Origin of the sequence: Chitinophaga deserti, from assembly GCF_003149455.1 — a bacterium.
GTDB classification, from domain to species: domain Bacteria; phylum Bacteroidota; class Bacteroidia; order Chitinophagales; family Chitinophagaceae; genus Chitinophaga; species Chitinophaga deserti.
Window position 1 is genome coordinate 39,662 of sequence record NZ_QFFK01000003.1, and the last position, 17,096, is coordinate 56,757.

At 46.5% G+C, this 17,096-nt stretch carries 8 protein-coding genes; 5 read left to right on the top strand and 3 right to left on the bottom strand.

Annotation, left to right across the window (positions count from 1 at the left end; translation table 11 throughout):
• Window positions 1-133 precede the first annotated feature (133 nt).
• Genes DEV76_RS07475 through DEV76_RS07495 form a run of 5 tightly spaced genes read left to right on the top strand, consistent with a single transcriptional unit; the run spans window position 134 to window position 9,721 of the window.
• Entirely contained in the window at window positions 134-3,391 is a 3,258-nt protein-coding gene (locus tag DEV76_RS07475; protein WP_109696777.1) for a caspase family protein, read from the top strand.
• A 3-nt stretch (window positions 3,392-3,394) separates the two neighbouring features.
• Window positions 3,395-5,251 (top strand): C25 family cysteine peptidase, encoded by a 1,857-nt coding sequence (locus tag DEV76_RS07480; RefSeq protein ID WP_109696779.1) that lies wholly within the window; start codon window positions 3,395-3,397, stop codon window positions 5,249-5,251.
• 8 nt (window positions 5,252-5,259) lie between these two features.
• Window positions 5,260-6,267, top strand: coding sequence for an AAA family ATPase (locus tag DEV76_RS07485; RefSeq protein ID WP_109696781.1), 1,008 nt, complete (start codon window positions 5,260-5,262; stop codon window positions 6,265-6,267).
• Window positions 6,248-7,414, top strand: a complete 1,167-nt coding sequence (locus DEV76_RS07490; protein ID WP_109696782.1) for a hypothetical protein — start codon at window positions 6,248-6,250, stop codon at window positions 7,412-7,414. The genes DEV76_RS07485 and DEV76_RS07490 overlap by 20 nt, the downstream gene beginning before the upstream one ends.
• Window positions 7,415-7,417: 3 nt before the next feature.
• Window positions 7,418-9,721 (top strand): caspase family protein, encoded by a 2,304-nt coding sequence (locus DEV76_RS07495; protein WP_109696785.1) that lies wholly within the window; start codon window positions 7,418-7,420, stop codon window positions 9,719-9,721.
• Between the two features lies 1 nt (window position 9,722).
• Here DEV76_RS07495 and DEV76_RS07500 read toward each other — a convergent pair whose 3' ends face one another.
• The 3 genes from DEV76_RS07500 to DEV76_RS07510 all read right to left on the bottom strand — a co-directional run bounded on the left by DEV76_RS07500 (window position 9,723) and on the right by DEV76_RS07510 (window position 16,889).
• Complete coding sequence (locus DEV76_RS07500; RefSeq protein WP_109696787.1) at window positions 9,723-11,684, bottom strand: PAS domain-containing sensor histidine kinase; 1,962 nt, start codon at window positions 11,682-11,684, stop codon at window positions 9,723-9,725.
• 272 nt (window positions 11,685-11,956) lie between these two features.
• The gene (locus tag DEV76_RS07505) at window positions 11,957-13,351 is read right to left on the bottom strand and encodes a RagB/SusD family nutrient uptake outer membrane protein (RefSeq protein ID WP_198651979.1); all 1,395 of its coding nucleotides are present in this window, start codon (window positions 13,349-13,351) and stop codon (window positions 11,957-11,959) included.
• A gap of 10 nt (window positions 13,352-13,361) precedes the next feature.
• Window positions 13,362-16,889 carry a SusC/RagA family TonB-linked outer membrane protein gene (locus tag DEV76_RS07510; RefSeq protein WP_109696791.1) on the bottom strand — a complete coding sequence of 1,176 codons (3,528 nt, stop codon included), beginning with the start codon at window positions 16,887-16,889 and terminating at the stop codon, window positions 13,362-13,364.
• Window positions 16,890-17,096: the final 207 nt, after the last annotated feature.

Genomic DNA, 17,096 nt, shown 5'->3' on the forward strand with positions numbered 1-17,096 from the left:
ATTTACATAATTTCCATTGCTTTGGATCATTCAGAAACACACCTATTTGTTTGCCTGCAGTCCCTCAGAATAATCTTGACTAATCCACTCCAATTCAGTAAATTGGGTATACATAACCTCAAAATCTCCCCAGATGTCATCTGTCATTGCACTACTCGTAGGCGTATCGGCATATCATCCCGAATCCGGTGTTTCCGGGCTGAATGGTTGCCTGAACGATGTGAACGCCATGCGTGATTATATTCTCAGCCGCCACCCTGCCTCTCCTGCCAACGTCCGCACCCTTACTAACAGCGAAGCTACCCGTGAAGCAGTGATCACCGCCTTCCGCGAGCATCTCATTCACAACCCCGCCATCAGCGAGGGCGACACTGTGCTTTTCTATTACAGCGGCCATGGTTCTTATGCCCCTTCCGCGCCGGAGTTCGTGGCACTGAACGAAGACAGCCAGGGGCTGGATGAAACACTCGTGCTGTATGACAGCCGCCTTCCCGGGGGATTCGATCTGGCAGATAAAGAACTGGCCCTGCTGCTTTCCCTCGTTCCTGAAAAGGCGCATGCAGTAGTGGTACTCGACTCCTGCCATTCCGGCTCGGCCACGCGCTCGCTTAAAACCATTCAGCACTCGGGCCTCGCACGCTTTACCAGCACTGCAGAAACACCCCGTAAACTGGATGACTACCTGTCTGCCGACACCCTGAGCTATACCAGCCTTCATGCAGCAGGTAAACTGGCCATCCCTGCCTCGCGGCATCTGCTGCTGGCAGCCTGCGGCAGGCATGAGCTGGCGTATGAAGACATTACAGCCCGCGGTGTTTTCTCCGGATGGCTGACGCGCCTGCTGCAGGAAGCTCCCGGCGGCAAAACCTATGCGCAGTTATATGAATCATTATACGCCGTTATCAAAAAGAAATCCAATCAGCAAACGCCCCAGCTCAAGATATACGGCGGGTTCAATCCCGATCAGTTCTTCCTCCGGCCGGATGCCAATCCCAATGCGCCCCTGCTGCTTGCGAAGTTCTCGGAAAACGAATGGACCATCAACGCAGGTGCGCTCCACGGTATACCCGCCACCGAAAAGGATTATGCCAAATGCCAGGTGCTGCTATATAAAAATCCGGAGCAGGATAAGCCCGACATCACCGCTACTATTACACATGTGGGGCTGACCGACAGCATCATCCGCATGCCCGAAGGCAGTGACGGGAGTATCCGTTATTCGGCATCCCTCATCAACCTCCCGCCTAAGCTCTGCATACTCATTGAAGGGCCCGAAGCCAATACGGTGCAACCCCTTCTGCCGGGAGATTCTTCCATCTACTATCACCAGGACCCGGGCCAGCATTTCGATTACCGGCTCGGCACGAGCGATAATCAGCTTACCATCCGCACCGCGCATAACAATGAACTGGTTCATGGAGTGGAAGGCACCACCGAAGCAGCCTGCCATTATATCGGCGAGGCACTGGGCCAGATCGGTAAATGGAAAGCGCTCGATGAAATGGATAACCCGCAGAGTAAAATACCGGCAGACAACTTCGAGTTCGGCCTCCAACTGATGAACGAAAACGGGCAGTGGGAAGACTGCGAAGGCCACGAAGTAACCGTGGATATTAACGACGACCGCAGCGAGATCCCCTTCCGCATTAAACTGAACAATACCTCACAGGTGGAGTACCACGTGGCGCTGTACCACCTTTCATCTAAATACGCCATCGAAAAACAATCACCAGATACGGATACCAGTGTACTCCGGAAAGACCAGCCCATTGCGCTGCTCTGCAATCCGCCCGGCGATTATCTCACCTTTATGCTGACGGATGATGATGTGAACGAAGAATCGGAAGTATTTAAACTGGTATATTCCCTGTTCCCTTTCGCGGATTACTTCGTAGAGGAATCGAGGGAGCTGGAAAGGGAGATCGTGCATTTGTCGAAGGGCATCGGAAGTGCAAGAGGCACTAAAAAGCCCACCCGTAAAGACTGGGACGCACAATCGATCAGGGTACGCATTGTACGTAGCAACCAGCAGGTGGATAAAAGCCACCGGTTCGATAATGGTTCCATCTCCATCGGCACCGCCACCGGCTTTACTGCTCAGGTTGCCCTTACACCAACACATTCAGGCGCCAAAGGACTGAACCCTGCACAAGAGCTGCAATCACTCTTTGCGGGAGAAGAATTCTCCTTCCTGCCCGTAACCCCACCCTCCCGTGGTTTACCCGTGAATACCGTGGTGGAACTCACCAAAGTGAAAGACGACGGCACACTGGCAGACCATCCGCTGGAGATTCGCATCCGCCAGCCCCTGCAACCCAACGAGGCGGTGATAGCCGTAACCATGCAAAACGGGATCGTAATACCGCTGGGCTTCCTGGAGCCGGATGCCAACGGAGAACATAAAATGTATATCCACCACGCTCCTTCTGAGCCGGACGAACGGAGAGCCGCCGGTAAAAGCCTTGGCAGGGCTTTATGGTTCTCCTTCCTGAAAGTGGTGTTCGGGAAAGAAGAGGAAGTGTTTAAGCTACGGTACCTGGAATACACCGACGGGGAACCGGTATACAGCAGTGGCAAGGTAGATAAAAAGATTGCCCAGTCTAAAAAGATACTCCTTGTGATACATGGCATCATCGGCAATACCAAATCGCTCTCCGCCAACCTCGGCTCGCTGCTTACCAGCAAGCAATACGACTGCATCCTTACCTTCGATTACGAAAATCTCAATACACCCATAGAAGAGATCGCGGTGGAACTGCTGGACCTCCTCCAGCAAAACGGCATCTCTCCCACTAAGCAGATCGACATTCTGGCGCATTCCATGGGCGGACTGGTGAGCCGCCATATGATTGAGCGGCTGCATGGCGATACCTTCGTAAAACGGCTTATTATGGCCGGCACGCCCAATAACGGATCGGCCTTCGGGAAGATTGTGACGGTAAGAAACTGGGCTACCGGCATCCTCACCCTCGCCTGTAACTACGGCAGGCAGTTCCTCGGCACCTGGGGCCCTTTTCTCGACGTGGTGAACAAAGGGCTGGCAGCTACCGGTGTAATAACGCATACCCTCGCACAAATGAACACCGGTTCTAAATTCCTCGTGCAACTGAATAAGTACAGCGGTCCGATTACGACCCGCTACTACATCCTGGCAGGTGATTCCGACAAATACAAACTGGAAGCGGAAGATACCGGGCTGATGGAAAAGATAGAACTGGCGGTAGGAAAACTGTTGTACTGGAATACCAGCAATGACATTGCGGTGAGCGTGGAGAGCATCAAAACCGTTCCGGCGGAATACCTTGAGGCATCCACTGTTACCGGGGCGCATCACCTTAATTATTTCGATTACAATACCAGCATCAAATTACTGAAAGACATGATGGTTTAGCCTATGGGATCTTACAAACACCGGCTTTTCGGGATCATTTCCAATCCGCCACCAGGTACGGCGGGGCACCTTCCTTATCTGAAAGAAGAACAGGAATCGCTACAGACATTCTTTAAAAAACTGGAGAAGAACGACGACTGGAATTTCCACTACGAGCTCACCGGCCAATGGCAGGAGAAAGATGAAATCACGCAGATAGCAGAGAACATCCGTGAAGTGGAAAACCAGATCACCGTGTTCCACTATTCCGGCCATGCCGATCATTCCGCATTGCTGCTGAATAATCAAGACTTACGGACAGATACCCTCATCCAGCAGCTGCAACGCTGTACCCGGCTGGATGTGCTGGTACTGAACGGATGCAGCACACAGGGGTTTGTGAAGTATGTACTGGAGCATACCTCCATCCGCGCCGTGGTAGCTACCGACCGGCCCGTGTTCGATTATATCGCGAAAGTATTCTCCGAAACCTTCTATTCCTACCTCTTCGATAATACGCCGCTGGCAGAAGCCTTTAACATGGCACAGGCACGCGCATTGCCGAATGATTTTAAGGTAGACCAGAACATTTATAAAGCCACTTACCAGGGCAATGCCATCGTATCGGCAGATCTCCTCACTGATAAGAAAACCGGCGGCACCCGTGGCATTAAGGGCAAAGTGAACGGGTTCCTGGGGAAGGATAAGGAAACACCGCCCTGGGGGCTCTACACCCGGTCTGAAGCCATCCTCGACTGGAAACTGCTCGACCCTCCGCCTAAAGACGACAGCATAGCAGCAGTGATCACCGGCAGCATTAAGGAACAAAACAAAAAGATCATCCAGCTGAAAGTGGAACTGAAAAAGAAAAAGGGTCAGCTGAACCCGGTTAAGGCTGTGCTTTTGGCAGGCCAGGCTAACCCGGCACTGGAGCAGGTGGTGAAGGATATGCAAAAGGAGATCGATAATATAGAAGCTACCCTTGCCGATCTGGAAAACAACATCCGGAAGCAGGAAAAAGAACAACAGGAGCTATCGTTCGACTGCTTCGACCAGCAGATCTTCCAATGTTACAGCCAGCATCTTCCCAAACTCAATTACCTCGACCAGCGCACTTTCATCAACCAGCTCATGGGCAGGCCAAAGCAGGTATTCAATGGCTTTGTACTGCACGGCTCTGCCGACTGCTGTCTTGATCACCTGTCCCGTAATATCCAGGACTGGCTGTCGATCCGGAATAATACCGAAACCTTTCATTTCGACTTCAGTTCAGGTACACTGGGCGATTTCTGGCAGGAGATCAGGAACAGGCTGCTGCCCGGTGTAGCGGTAAGCGACCATGCCAACATCGCCAAAGGACTGTTCAGTAATTACGTTGGCCCGGAAGGTAATACCCGTATCAATTACCTGTTTATGTTCCGCAACATTGCCGGCCCTGCAGGGAATCAGCTGCCCCGCATCGTTGAATTCTGGAAAACACTGATCAGCCAATGGGGTTCGCAGCAGGTAGCATCGCTGCAACACCGCATTTACGCCTTTATCATAGACAGTAATTGCAAAGTGGTGCAAGCACCGTGTTTCAAAACCGACCGGGAAGACGAATACCTCACTCTCCTGCAATCAGAAGTCACATTAGGCCAGCAGCTGTCGCTGGTACCGGTAGTACAGCCCCTCCGGCAGCATCATATCCTCGACTGGGAAAGCACTTTCGTGCAGGAACTGAACGACCGGTATGATATAGCCACGCTCGACAACATCCTTGCAAATACCGGCGGATGGTTCCGTACCACTGTGAAGGCGATAGCAACAGGAAAGCTCAGGCTCGAAAGAAATAAAGCCAGGATGCAGGCCCTCGTTCATCAAATCATCGAAAAAACATAACCGCGCATATGCATACTCCCCTCCGCTATACCGGCGAAAGTCTGAAACAAACACAAACCGTAGCGCGCAACGGCATTGCCCAGCAGCTACATCCTTATATTCCGGCACCCGACCTCGTACAGGCCGTGAACCTCGCCATGTTACTGGAAAGGCCTTTGGTACTTATGGGCGAACCCGGCTGCGGCAAATCCCTCCTTGCCAAAGCTGTGGCACATGAATTATACGGTAACGATCTTTTTCAGCACTATGAAGAATGGCCCGTTAAATCTACCTCCCGTGCCCGCGACGGGCTGTATGAATTTGACCAGGTACACCGCCTGCGGGATGCTACTGCCAGTAGCGGCGATGTAACGGACATGGAGCGGTATATACATTTCGGTCCGCTGGGGAAAGCATTTAAAAGCTCTACCGCCCACAACAAGCGTTGCGTGCTTCTCATCGATGAAATCGACAAAGCCGATATCGACTTCCCCAACGACCTGCTCAACGAGCTGGAGCGGATGGAATTCGACATCCCCGAAATGAAGCTGGATGCCACACAGGCTAACGCAGGAACAGTACGCGCCCACTTCCGCCCGGTGGTGATCATCACCAGCAATTCTGAAAAAGACCTGCCGGACGCATTCCTCCGCCGCTGCCTATTCCATTATATCGAACCGCTGGATGAAGGAACGCTCCGCGAAATCGTATCCGCCCGCTATTACAACGAAGCCACTACTACTGATCCACTGCTGGACGATGCACTGCACATGTTCCTGCAGCTGCGTAAAACCATACAGGCGGAAGTGCTCAGTATCGGTAAGAATATTTCCACCAGCGAGTTCCTCGACTGGTTCTCTGCCCTGAAGCATTTCAGTGACCAGGAATCACCCGGCAGTGAAGCGCCGCATGTACAACGGATGGTGGTGGAAGTGGAAAAGCTGAAAGCGAGAGATATGCGGCAGGTTCCTTTCCATCATATACTTTTCAAAAACATTCACTCCGTATTGCGCTTCCATGAAAACGCCGGCCGCTGATATACAACTACCGCTCTACCGCCTGTTTGCCGCCGTACGGCAGCTGGACCGGCAGGCAGGCCACCAAACGGTGGATATGCCTTCCTACTTCCTGCTGCTGGAAACATTGCAGCAGGGATACGGCTTCAATTCGCAGGATGAGCTGCTGTTGCTCTGCGAAAAGCTCTGGCTGAAACCGCATCACCGCAACAACCCCGTACTGAACCGCGAAGTGCTGCACCGCCTTTTCCGGGAAACCGTTGATATACCTTTTCATCCTGATACTGCCGCCACTGCTCCAACAGCCGCAGCCCCCGGTACTCCTCCACCGCCTACTTACACCCCGCCCACGCTGCCACCCAGCCAGGAATTACCCGTTCCACCCAGCAGGCAGGATATGGAGATCAGCCGGAAAAGCGGATTCTTTAGTCTACATATCGGCAAAGCGCCTGCCCGCGGCACGCCGGAAAGCCAGCTGGCTACTACGCTTGAAGATGTATTAAACGCTCCCTCCTGGCTGCTGAAAAGCACCTGCTTCCCGGTAGCCCCGCGGCGGATGGAGCAACACTTCCGCTCCCTGCGGTTCAATGAAAAGAGTGATGCCCGGCAGGAGATTGATATGGATGCCACCATTGCCCATATTGCCCGTAACGGATACTTCGATCATTTTGCCATGAAGCGCTCGTCCCGGCAAACTACCCGGTGGACGCTCCTCATCGATAACAGTGATTCTATGGCCGCCTTCTCCGCATTCGGGGAAGAGATGGCACATATCATCCGGGAAAGGATACCCGGCAATAAGGGGACTACCCTCTACTTCCGGAATGTGGCTGCAGAGCAGCTATATACCCACCGCCAGCAGCCGGGCTTTATGCCGTGGGACAGGTTCATCCGCGCCCCGGCTAAGAACATCCTGTTATTCAGTGATGCCGGCGCCGCAAGGGGCTTTTATAACGAAGACAGGATAATCAATACTGTACAAATGCTGGAGGATCTGAAGCCCCATAAAGTGGCCTGGCTGAACCCCATGCCCAAGCACCGCTGGGATGGTTCCTCCGCGGAAATGATTGCACAGTTCTGCCCTATGTTTGAAATAGCGGAAGGTAGTCCGGATGAAATGGCCCATGTCATCAGCCTGTTCAAATCTAAAATTGCCCGCAACGCCTGAATCATGCCAGACATCATTACTTCACATACAGATACTATTACCACGCAACTGGAGCAATTCAGGGCGGAGCTGGGAGCGCATTACGAAGAAGCGCACTTCATCCTTGCCTGTCACGCCGCCTTCCCTGCCTTCATTACACCCGACCTGCTGTATCAGCTCTGGGCTAACTTCAAAGCATGGCCCGACAGGCAGGGGCGCATGCACATTATGCCGGCGCTCACAGTGTCTGACGTATTGCTGTCTTCCCTCTTCCGCATTACAGGGCCAGATCTGTATGAGATGAAGCCCGAAGTATCCGCAGCACTTGTCCGCCAGCTGTCATCTGATCCCCGTTTTGGGCCAGACCGCATTAAAGCACTCGCATCTTTCCTCTATCAATATGCCCTTGCACAACCTAACAAACCGGGATTGCAGCAATTCAGGGAAGCCCAGCAATGGACGGCCCTCATGGCATCAAGCCCTGCACTCGCTACAGAGAAGCTGTTAAAAGCCCTGATGGAAAAGGCGGGCAGCCAGCAGGTGAACCAGTCGCTGGGGATAATGAACCTCATGGAAGGCTTTGTACACAACACGGAAGGATTTCCGGAAGAACTATCGGCACGGTTGCAGTTAACAGCAGAACCACCTGTTAGTATGTTAGAGGACAGTTCGGTTATCTATGGAGAGCGTGGGAATTACATTCTTGACAACGAGGCACTGGAGAGCAGTATACAAACCAAAGTAAAGTTACCGGGATATGTAAGCGAAAGGTTAAAAGTGATACAGCAGGCTGCATCAGCAACCAAAGAGCGTAATGAAAAGAAAAACGAAGCGGATACTATGCCTAAGATACGGGGCATCTTTATCGGTAACTTTCCTGAGCTTACGCACAAAGTATCATCAGATACTACTGACGTTACCAAGCTAACAAACATCTTAAAGAAGCTCTTCAACAGAAACTTCACTTATACCCGTGCTAATTATGAGAACTCAAATAAAAGGAACGTTGTAGAAATAATACAGTATACACTGAAAAACATGCAGGAAGATGAAACGTTGCTGATATACTTTACCGGCCCTGCACAAAATAAACAAGACAGGCCCCACACATGGGAACTTTACACCACCGGTTACAGCAAGAATGAGCGCGATCGTTTCATGTACATGGATGAATTCCGGAATCTGATCAAAGAGTTTAACCTGCGCGATTCAAAGATTACACTCATTATGGATTGTGACTCAGGTGGTGATGCATGGCTGCCTCCCGGGGAAAACTACATTACACTTCAGGCAACCCATACCGGTGAACAATCTTATACCAATGCACTGCAAGGGGGGATATTCACCAATGCGCTTGTAGACATCCTGCGGCACCCTTCCGGACAAATACCCACCTGGCGGAAACTTTATCAAAGCATCATTTCCAACACGCGCAGCAATGAAAGGCAAAAACCTGAAATATTCCAGACAGCGCGGTTAACCATTGCCAGCAGCAGGCTCAATCAACATTTCCTGCAAAGCACCCAAATTGACGAGAGCGCCGGTATCCATTCTTTATTGGGTAAATTAGGGTATTACGCCAACGAATCCGATCTGTTTCTGACAGATCATCTCCTTCCTCCCAATGCTGACATCCGTACATTTATCGTATTGAAGTATAAAATCCTGCAAACAGGGCGGATGGAAGTATTAGTATTAAATCCCGGATCTAACTACTGGAATAATACATTTGAATTTTATCGTGGCTTATTTGGAAAAAGCAACCAGGTTCAAATTAATTTTAATGAAATATTGTTAAGCAGGGAAACAAATGATTTCAACTTACATTATGAATTTATAAACAAATCTCAAGTCATTTTTTACCCCATCTGGCAGGGTGATCTGAAAAATGAGAAGGTCCGGTTGAGAATAGAAATCATTGCCAGCAGATGCATTGCACTTAACAGTATTTTCTATTTACATATTTTCCCTCAGGAGTTGACAGGAACCGAGTATAATGTAAAAGACAGCTGGGCCATGCAAATATATCCTGATACCATGAAAATCCAGGATCCAAAACTACTGATAGATCCTAAACTTCTGATCCCGGATGGAATATCATTAAATGAAATCAGGTTAACACTGGAAGCGCTCACCAGCAACCGCACTTCAAAACCAAGCCAGCCCGAAATATCCGGCGTTAACGTATCGTTACCGGATGAACCTCCGAAGGCTCCAGAACCAGCCCCGAAACAACCTCCTGTGAAGAAAAGTAAGCCTAAAAAGAAGCCCGCAACAAAAATGGCAAAACGTAAACGCCCTCCGGGAAAGGGCGGGTTAATGAAATAACCTACTTCACCGGCAGTATCACTTCCATGGCAGTACCGCCTTCGGGCTTGTTGCGTGCGAATATATGCCCCTGGTGGTTTTCTACTATCTTTTTGCAGATAGCCAGTCCAATGCCGGTACCAGGGTATTGCTGCCGGGTGTGCAGCCGTTTGAATATCGCGAAGATCTTATCGGCATACTGCTCCTCTATCCCGATCCCGTTATCTTCCACCGTGATGTGTACATAAGCACGGTGCTCCGGTAAGCTGTACCGTATCGCTGCTTCAGCTGGAGTTATTAGTTTTTGCGAGATCCTGATTACAGGAGCTTCAGGCGAGAATTTCAATGCATTCCCCAGCAGGTTGGCAAACAACTGCCGTAGTTGCGACGCTTCTCCCATTATCACAGGCATCTGCCCAAGGGTTACCTGCGCTCCCCGCTCCGTAATGGCACTCTCAAAGTCGGACAGTACATCTCCCAGTACCTCATTGAGATCCGTATCCCCCGTCATCCCTTCCGAGTACGACAGGCGGGAATAGTTCAGCACATCGCGTATGAGGGTAGACATTCTGCGGGCGGAGGCAGATATCTTTTCGAAGTATTTATCGAAGGCCTGTACATCTCCCGGGTTCTCCCGGATCATGTCTATAAACGTCTGAATCTTCCGGAGGGGTTCCTGCAGGTCGTGCGAGGCGATGTAGGCAAACTCTTCCAGGTCGCGGTTAGATTTACCCAGCCGCTCGTTAGACCGGAGCAGCTCTACCGTACGTTGCTGAACGGTATTCTCCAACAGCAGTTCCGCTTCCTTTTCCGTGGTAATATCCAGCAGGGTGCCTAACAGCCGTTCGGGCCTGCCATCCCTGCCATGGAAATAAGAACCCCGTACCCGTACCCAACGCTGTTCCTGGTCGACTGGACGAACAATTCGGTGTACGGCATCATAATCTTTACCGGCTTTGTCCTGCACAAGGCTTTTCAGCTGCAGGAGCGCCCTCGTATTACCAACTGGGTGCAGTAATGCCTCCAGCGACCGGAGGCTCGCCACGGCACCTATATCCAGCCCCAGGATGTTCCGGCACTCGTCTGAGCAGGTTACCTGGCCGCTGCGGAGATCTACTTCCCATACGCCCAGCTGGGTGGAGGCTACTGCAATGCGGAAGCGCTCTTCACCGAGGCGTAATAACAGCTCTCCCCGCTTTTGGTCGGTAATATCCCTCGCAATTTTGGAGGCGCCCACGATGGTGCCCGCGGCATTGCGTACGGGGGATATGGTAAGTGAGATATCGATGATATGCCCGTTTTTGTTGACACGCTCAGTCTCAAAATGATCTACCCGTTTGCCTTCTGCCAGCTGTTTGAGGATGGCGGGTTCTTCGTCCTGGCGATCGGCCGGGATGAGTATGGAAATATGTTTACCGATGATTTCCGGGGCGGTGTAGCCGAATATCCGTTCGGCCGCTTTGTTCCAGGAAGTAACGATGCCGTCGAGGGTTTTGGAGATAATGGCATCGTCTGACGATTCCACGATGGCAGCCAGGTGGCGGAGACCATCGTTATTGATCCTGCTGGCGGTAAGATCTTCCAGGATATTAATGGCGCCTATTAGCTGTCCGTCTTCATCGAAGAGCGGTTTGGGTGATGGCAGTACGTACGACCGTGTACCATCCGGCCTTTCTATGATGATCTCTTCCCCCAATACTGCTTTACCGGTACGTAGGGTAACTGCCATGGGGCAGGTTTCGAGGGGGATGGGCGTGAGTCCGTCGGGTTTGAATATCTTCCAGGAGCCGCACCAGAGGTCTTTCCCTACGATAGGTGATCGGCCCCAGAGTTTAGCGGCGGCATCGTTGAAGTGGAGGATACGGCCGTTAATATCTGTAGTGTAAACGGCAGTAGGAATGCTATCGATCAGTTGTTTCTCCAGCAGCGGGGATGCTGTGAGGGCCTGGATTAATCCGATATTGTTGTTTCTTTTAGTCGACATTGTATGCTAAGGGCTGACATACAAGTTAAGGATTTTTTTTGGTGAGGGGTGATTGGGATTACTACCCATAAAAAGCCCCCACTGGCTGAGAGTGAGGGGCTGGGTGAAATGGATGGACATTTCCCCCTGATTTTGATAAGGACAATATGCTTATTCAAAAGGATTTTGTCTTAAGCTATCTTGGACTGCTCCGTGAACAATATCATGCTTAGACATGATGGATCGAAGGTGAGGATTATTTTGGGAAGGGGATGTTGTGCGTTTGTTAATGACTATTCCCAACCGGGGTTTTGTTCCATACCGGTGATTTGAATGATGTCGTCAGGAATTGGTAAAGTATACTTATAACTATTAGGTTCAAGTGTATATGTCTTCCCACTTAATGAACGAGTTAAAGTACTTGCAAAACGTGGATCCATATTTAGCCTTCTCAAATCAGACCACCGAACTCCCCGAAAAATTAGCTCCTTTCTTCTTTCATTAATTATAATTCTTAATGCTTCCTCAGGATCATCTACAACAATTTCATTGAACGAATCATCCCATCTAGTTCTAAGAAGCTTATTCAAATCATTCAGAGCCAGAGACAAATTCCCAGTTCTAACATTACATTCAGCACGAATTAAATATAACTCATCGCAAGCTAACCCATTAAAAAAAGAAAAGTACCCAGATCCGGCATAAGTTCCTTTATAGGTAACCGTACCTGTGCCAATATCATAGTCGAAAAATGCTTTTTTCCTTAAATCACCATCCTGATACATATCATATACCTCCTTCTTTACTCTGACGTTAAAAAAAGTAAATATAGCATTACCCCCCATGGTCGAATGAAAAATAATTTCCTTATTATATACTTCGAATGGATTACTAAAAGGTCCAAAGTTCAAATCCGAAAAATCTAATAATACATCCTGACCAGCCAGAGCTAGATTAGCCATTTTATTTGCATTGATATAGTCCCTATTTGTTAAATAAACTTTTGCTAACATCGCATATGCAGCACTTCTAGAGGGTCGAGTTTTATAGTTTTGAATTAGTGGTAATAAACTAACTGCATCCAGTAAATCCTTTTCTATCTGTGCGTATGTTTCCTTCACCGAACTACGAATACTAATCTCGTCTACGTTAGAATTAAGCCGCAATGGAATACCCAACTTCTTATCGAATGTGGCTTCATCGTAAGGCGGAACAAAAATTTGTGCAAGCCAATAAAATGCCTGTGCTCTAAAAAACAATGCTTGTCCTTTAACATTCTTACACTTAATTCTTTCTGATTCGTCTCTCGGACTAATTTTTTCTATTCCTTCTATCACTAAATTTGCTGCGAATACTTTCCTATAACTACCACGTGTTAAATCAATCCAATCAGATACTTTTATATTAGGGGCATCTTTTATCCAGATATAACTATTTCTCTCAAAACCAGATAATTGCATTGCTTGATCCTCCTCAAGATAGTGATCATCCGCAGCAGTTTCCATCGCCATTGGGCAATACATATTAAATACTTCCCCATTATCTAAAATTGCTTGAAGTTCAGTCACAGTTGTGGGCACACCAACCTTTTTATCATACTTAACATCAAACCAACCATCTTTCGCACATCCACAAAATGCAATTATTACAAACAAGCCAAAATATCTTAATAAAAAGAACTTTTTCATAATAATTTGTTTAGTAATTAAGCGTAAAACCCAGTGTAAATCTTTTCGCATCTGGAATACTCCTAAATGAAAAATAATCCGGGTCAATACGAAGGTTGTTCGCCCTCCATAGTATACCTAAATTTGCAGCGTAGAAATAAATATTTAATGTTTGGACCTTTAATCTATTTAAAAAAACACTAGGTAAGGTATAAGACAATCTGGCATCCTGTAATCTAACATGATCACCTTTTTCAACAAGTATACTCGAATTTAAATATGCAAACTCTCTATATGGAGATGCCCAATCTGGTAAAGAAGGAATGTCTGTTGAATTCTCATCCCCTTTTTCCCTCCATCTATTTACAAAATCTTCATGTCCATTCCAACCAATATTCAACATATTCTGATAATTCACGGAGCTTCTTCTAAAGTAATACTTGAACCTGTAAATAATATTAAAAGAAAGCCCTATATTATTCCACTTAAATTCATTCAAAAAGGAACCAAATATCCTAGGAGAACTTGAACCATGAAACTGCAAATCATTTATCTTACTTTTATCAATGTTATTGTACTCACTCACAGTATCACTAATAAATACTCTGGGGTCTCCATTCTCAGGGTTTAAGCCGGCCCATTTAAAACTGAAGACAGATCTTAGTGGATAACCAACAGTATATGTACCATTTACAGAACTAAGTGCTGTATTCTCGGTAGGGTAATTGTATTGAATTACTTTATCCTTCACTGTACTAAACAACAACCTTGAATTCCAAGAAAAACTTCCTTTTTTAATATTTACTGAATTTATCACTATGTCTAATCCGTTACCCTTCATAGATGCAGAATTCCCTTGGTAGTAATAAAATCCGGATGTAGGATCTACCGGAATAGTACCTAATAAATCAAGTCCCCTTTTAGTAAAATATTCTATACTTCCATTCAGTCTTCCCCCTTTAATAGAAAAATCAAAGCCGGAATTAATAATTCTAACTTTCTCCCATTTTAAGCCTGGATTACCTGGACGTGTAATTTCTCCCCATAATAGTCCACCTCTTGGAGGAACATAAGTATCATCTGTTTTATACTCAAATATTGGGTAACTAGTTGCACCTCTAATGGTATTACCTGTAAAACCATAACTTGTTCTTAATTTTAAAACGTCCAAGAATCTTACAGCGAACCATGGTTCGTCATTTATATGCCAACTAACGCCAGTGCTCCAAAGTGGAACTCGCCTTAAATTTGCATCTATCCCAAAATTATTTGACTGATCAAGCCTTGCACTGCCCGTCACTATATACCTGTCACGATAACTATATGTTAAAACTGAAAAATAACTTCCAAACCGATCCAGTAGGTAATTGGGATCTATATGTGTTCCGATTCTTGTCGCTCCAATTGGCCTTTTTGGCAAAAGTACAAGTGGATCTACATCTTTGTATGAACCTGTCGAATTATCATACCCAAACATCTGAAAAAAATTCGAAGACACAACATTTTCCCTATACTCTAATCCAATCATTCCACTTAGTCGATGCCACCCCCATTCTTTATCTACACTTAAACTCCCCCTAATATTCCAATTCCTCATCCGGGTATTACTAGTTTCCAACAAATCTCCTACGGGATATGGATAAATTAATATTCCGTCTTTAAAATTCATAGCTCCATTAATGCCATCCCTAACAGTAAAACTCTCAACTGAATTTGTTCTAACTGATGAACGATTCATAAATTGTCCTTGATACTGAAACTCAGTCTTTATCCAAGGTAATATCAAATACTTTAATCCAGCACTAACTCTAGTTTCCTCAGAATTACTCTTGTTTTCTGTCAAATTAATCTCATCCATTGGGCGGTAATGCCAATCTAGCAGCCCCGGATACCTCGCCGTATCTACATAAGGCAACCGGTAGTAATGCGGAAGCACGACATTTCTACCATTTACATCAACCAATTGGCTGTATGGAGAAAATTCGTTTTCAAATAGGATTTGATTTGATGCTAATCCGCCAGTCAAATCATCCGTTCTAGTATATACAATCTGACCATTAATCTCTAAGTTCTTCAAAGGTTTAAACATACTCCCCCATGTTAAAGAAGCACGTGCATTTCGATCTCTCAAATTTTCTGTTCTAGTTCTATCATATCCAACTGATCCATAAAAAGAATATTTGTCAGATCCACCAGTAATGTTAACAGCGTATTGTTGAAGAGATGGTTTGCGCAACATAAATCTCTCAACATCTCTTCTGAGATCCTTCTCAGCCAAGTTATTTAACTCCTGCTGAACAACAGGGCTATTTAATGGTTCTTGAATTCCATCCTTCTTTGCTTTTAATAATATTTCAACAGCAATAGGCGCGGAAGGGAAATACCCAAATAGCGGATATAATTCATCATATGCATTATAAAGTCCTTTTCCAAACTGAATTTTTTCAAACTCGATCATGCCCTTTCCATCCAATCCCGGAACATAATAAATATCAGGTTTTAAACCAATAGTATAATTTGCATTTAATGTCAATGAGAGCTTACTATTAAATCGGCCCTTCTTTGTAGTGATTACAATTACGCCATTTCCAGCCCTTGTACCCCAAACTGCAGCTGCTGCAGCATCCTTCAAGACAGTTATCGATTCTACATCATTTGGGTTTAAACTTTCAAGGGAACCTTCATATGGAAAATTATCAACAACAATCAACGGGGCACTATTCCCTTCATAAGTACTTTCTCCTCGAATAACAATTGCCTGCTTACTGCGCCCTCCTGGCCCAGCAATTAAGCCACTTGTAACATTTGAAATTCTATCAAGGACAGTGCTTCCTACTTGCCGATTAAATAATTCATTATCAATCTTTACAAAACTTCCCGTTACTCTACTTCTATTTATATCTTGATAGCCGGTAGAGACAATCTCTACATTCTTCAACTCCGTAATTTTAGGTTTCATGCTTATCCTCATTGTTACGGATTCTGGCTTGATAATCACTGTCTCATATCCAACATAGGTAATAATCAAAGCACTATTTGATCTTACATTCTCGATTTCAAAATATCCTTTATCATTAGTTATTGTTGTCACACCAGCTCCCTTCGATACAACAGTAGCACCGGGTATTGGAACGCGCTCATGATTTAAAATATAACCTTTTACTTTGGATAAGATCCTAGGGATTGTATCCCATGTTTCCCATACTTGAGTAGATTTCGAATCTAATCGTTTAAGCACAATTGATTTCCCACGAATAACCCAATCAACACCAAGCCCCTCGAGAATACTTTCAATAGCTTGGTCAATGGATACATTACTAATGTTAACATTAATCTTCCGTGTACCATCGAGAGTAGATCCCGTAAAATAAACAACATAACCTGTCTTTCTTTCCAATTCATTGAAAACTTGTATAATCGGTTGATTGAACAGTTTAATAGAAATACGTGGTGTATCGTCGATCTCATTAGAATACGCTACATGAGAAATTATCATTAGTATAACAAGTGATGCTGAAAGACAATAACTAGTTTTAAAATGTAGCAAAACCAACTTCATGAGTAATAGGTTTAAGTAAATGGCAATAACATATATTAAGTCAATAAGGCAAAGTGGAGTTCCTACTATTTGAATGCTATTGTTAAAACTGTCCCTAATTTCTTATATAAATCTATTCGAATGGGTTACTGATTTGTTAATGGGCAATCACTTCTAATGTGTAACTTTTTAAAGCCAATAAGATAATACATCAATAATGGCTACTAA

Bases quoted from the DNA above. Each gene is read 5' to 3' on its own strand.
- DEV76_RS07475 (WP_109696777.1), top strand. From the start codon at position 134: ATGTCATCTGTCATTGCACTACTCGTAGGCGTATCGGCATATCATCCC.
- DEV76_RS07480 (WP_109696779.1), top strand. From the start codon at position 3,395: ATGGGATCTTACAAACACCGGCTTTTCGGGATCATTTCCAATCCGCCA.
- DEV76_RS07485 (WP_109696781.1), top strand. From the start codon at position 5,260: ATGCATACTCCCCTCCGCTATACCGGCGAAAGTCTGAAACAAACACAA.
- DEV76_RS07490 (WP_109696782.1), top strand. From the start codon at position 6,248: ATGAAAACGCCGGCCGCTGATATACAACTACCGCTCTACCGCCTGTTT.
- DEV76_RS07495 (WP_109696785.1), top strand. From the start codon at position 7,418: ATGCCAGACATCATTACTTCACATACAGATACTATTACCACGCAACTG.
- DEV76_RS07500 (WP_109696787.1), bottom strand. From the start codon at position 11,684: ATGTCGACTAAAAGAAACAACAATATCGGATTAATCCAGGCCCTCACA.
- DEV76_RS07505 (WP_198651979.1), bottom strand. From the start codon at position 13,351: ATGAAAAAGTTCTTTTTATTAAGATATTTTGGCTTGTTTGTAATAATT.
- DEV76_RS07510 (WP_109696791.1), bottom strand. From the start codon at position 16,889: ATGAAGTTGGTTTTGCTACATTTTAAAACTAGTTATTGTCTTTCAGCA.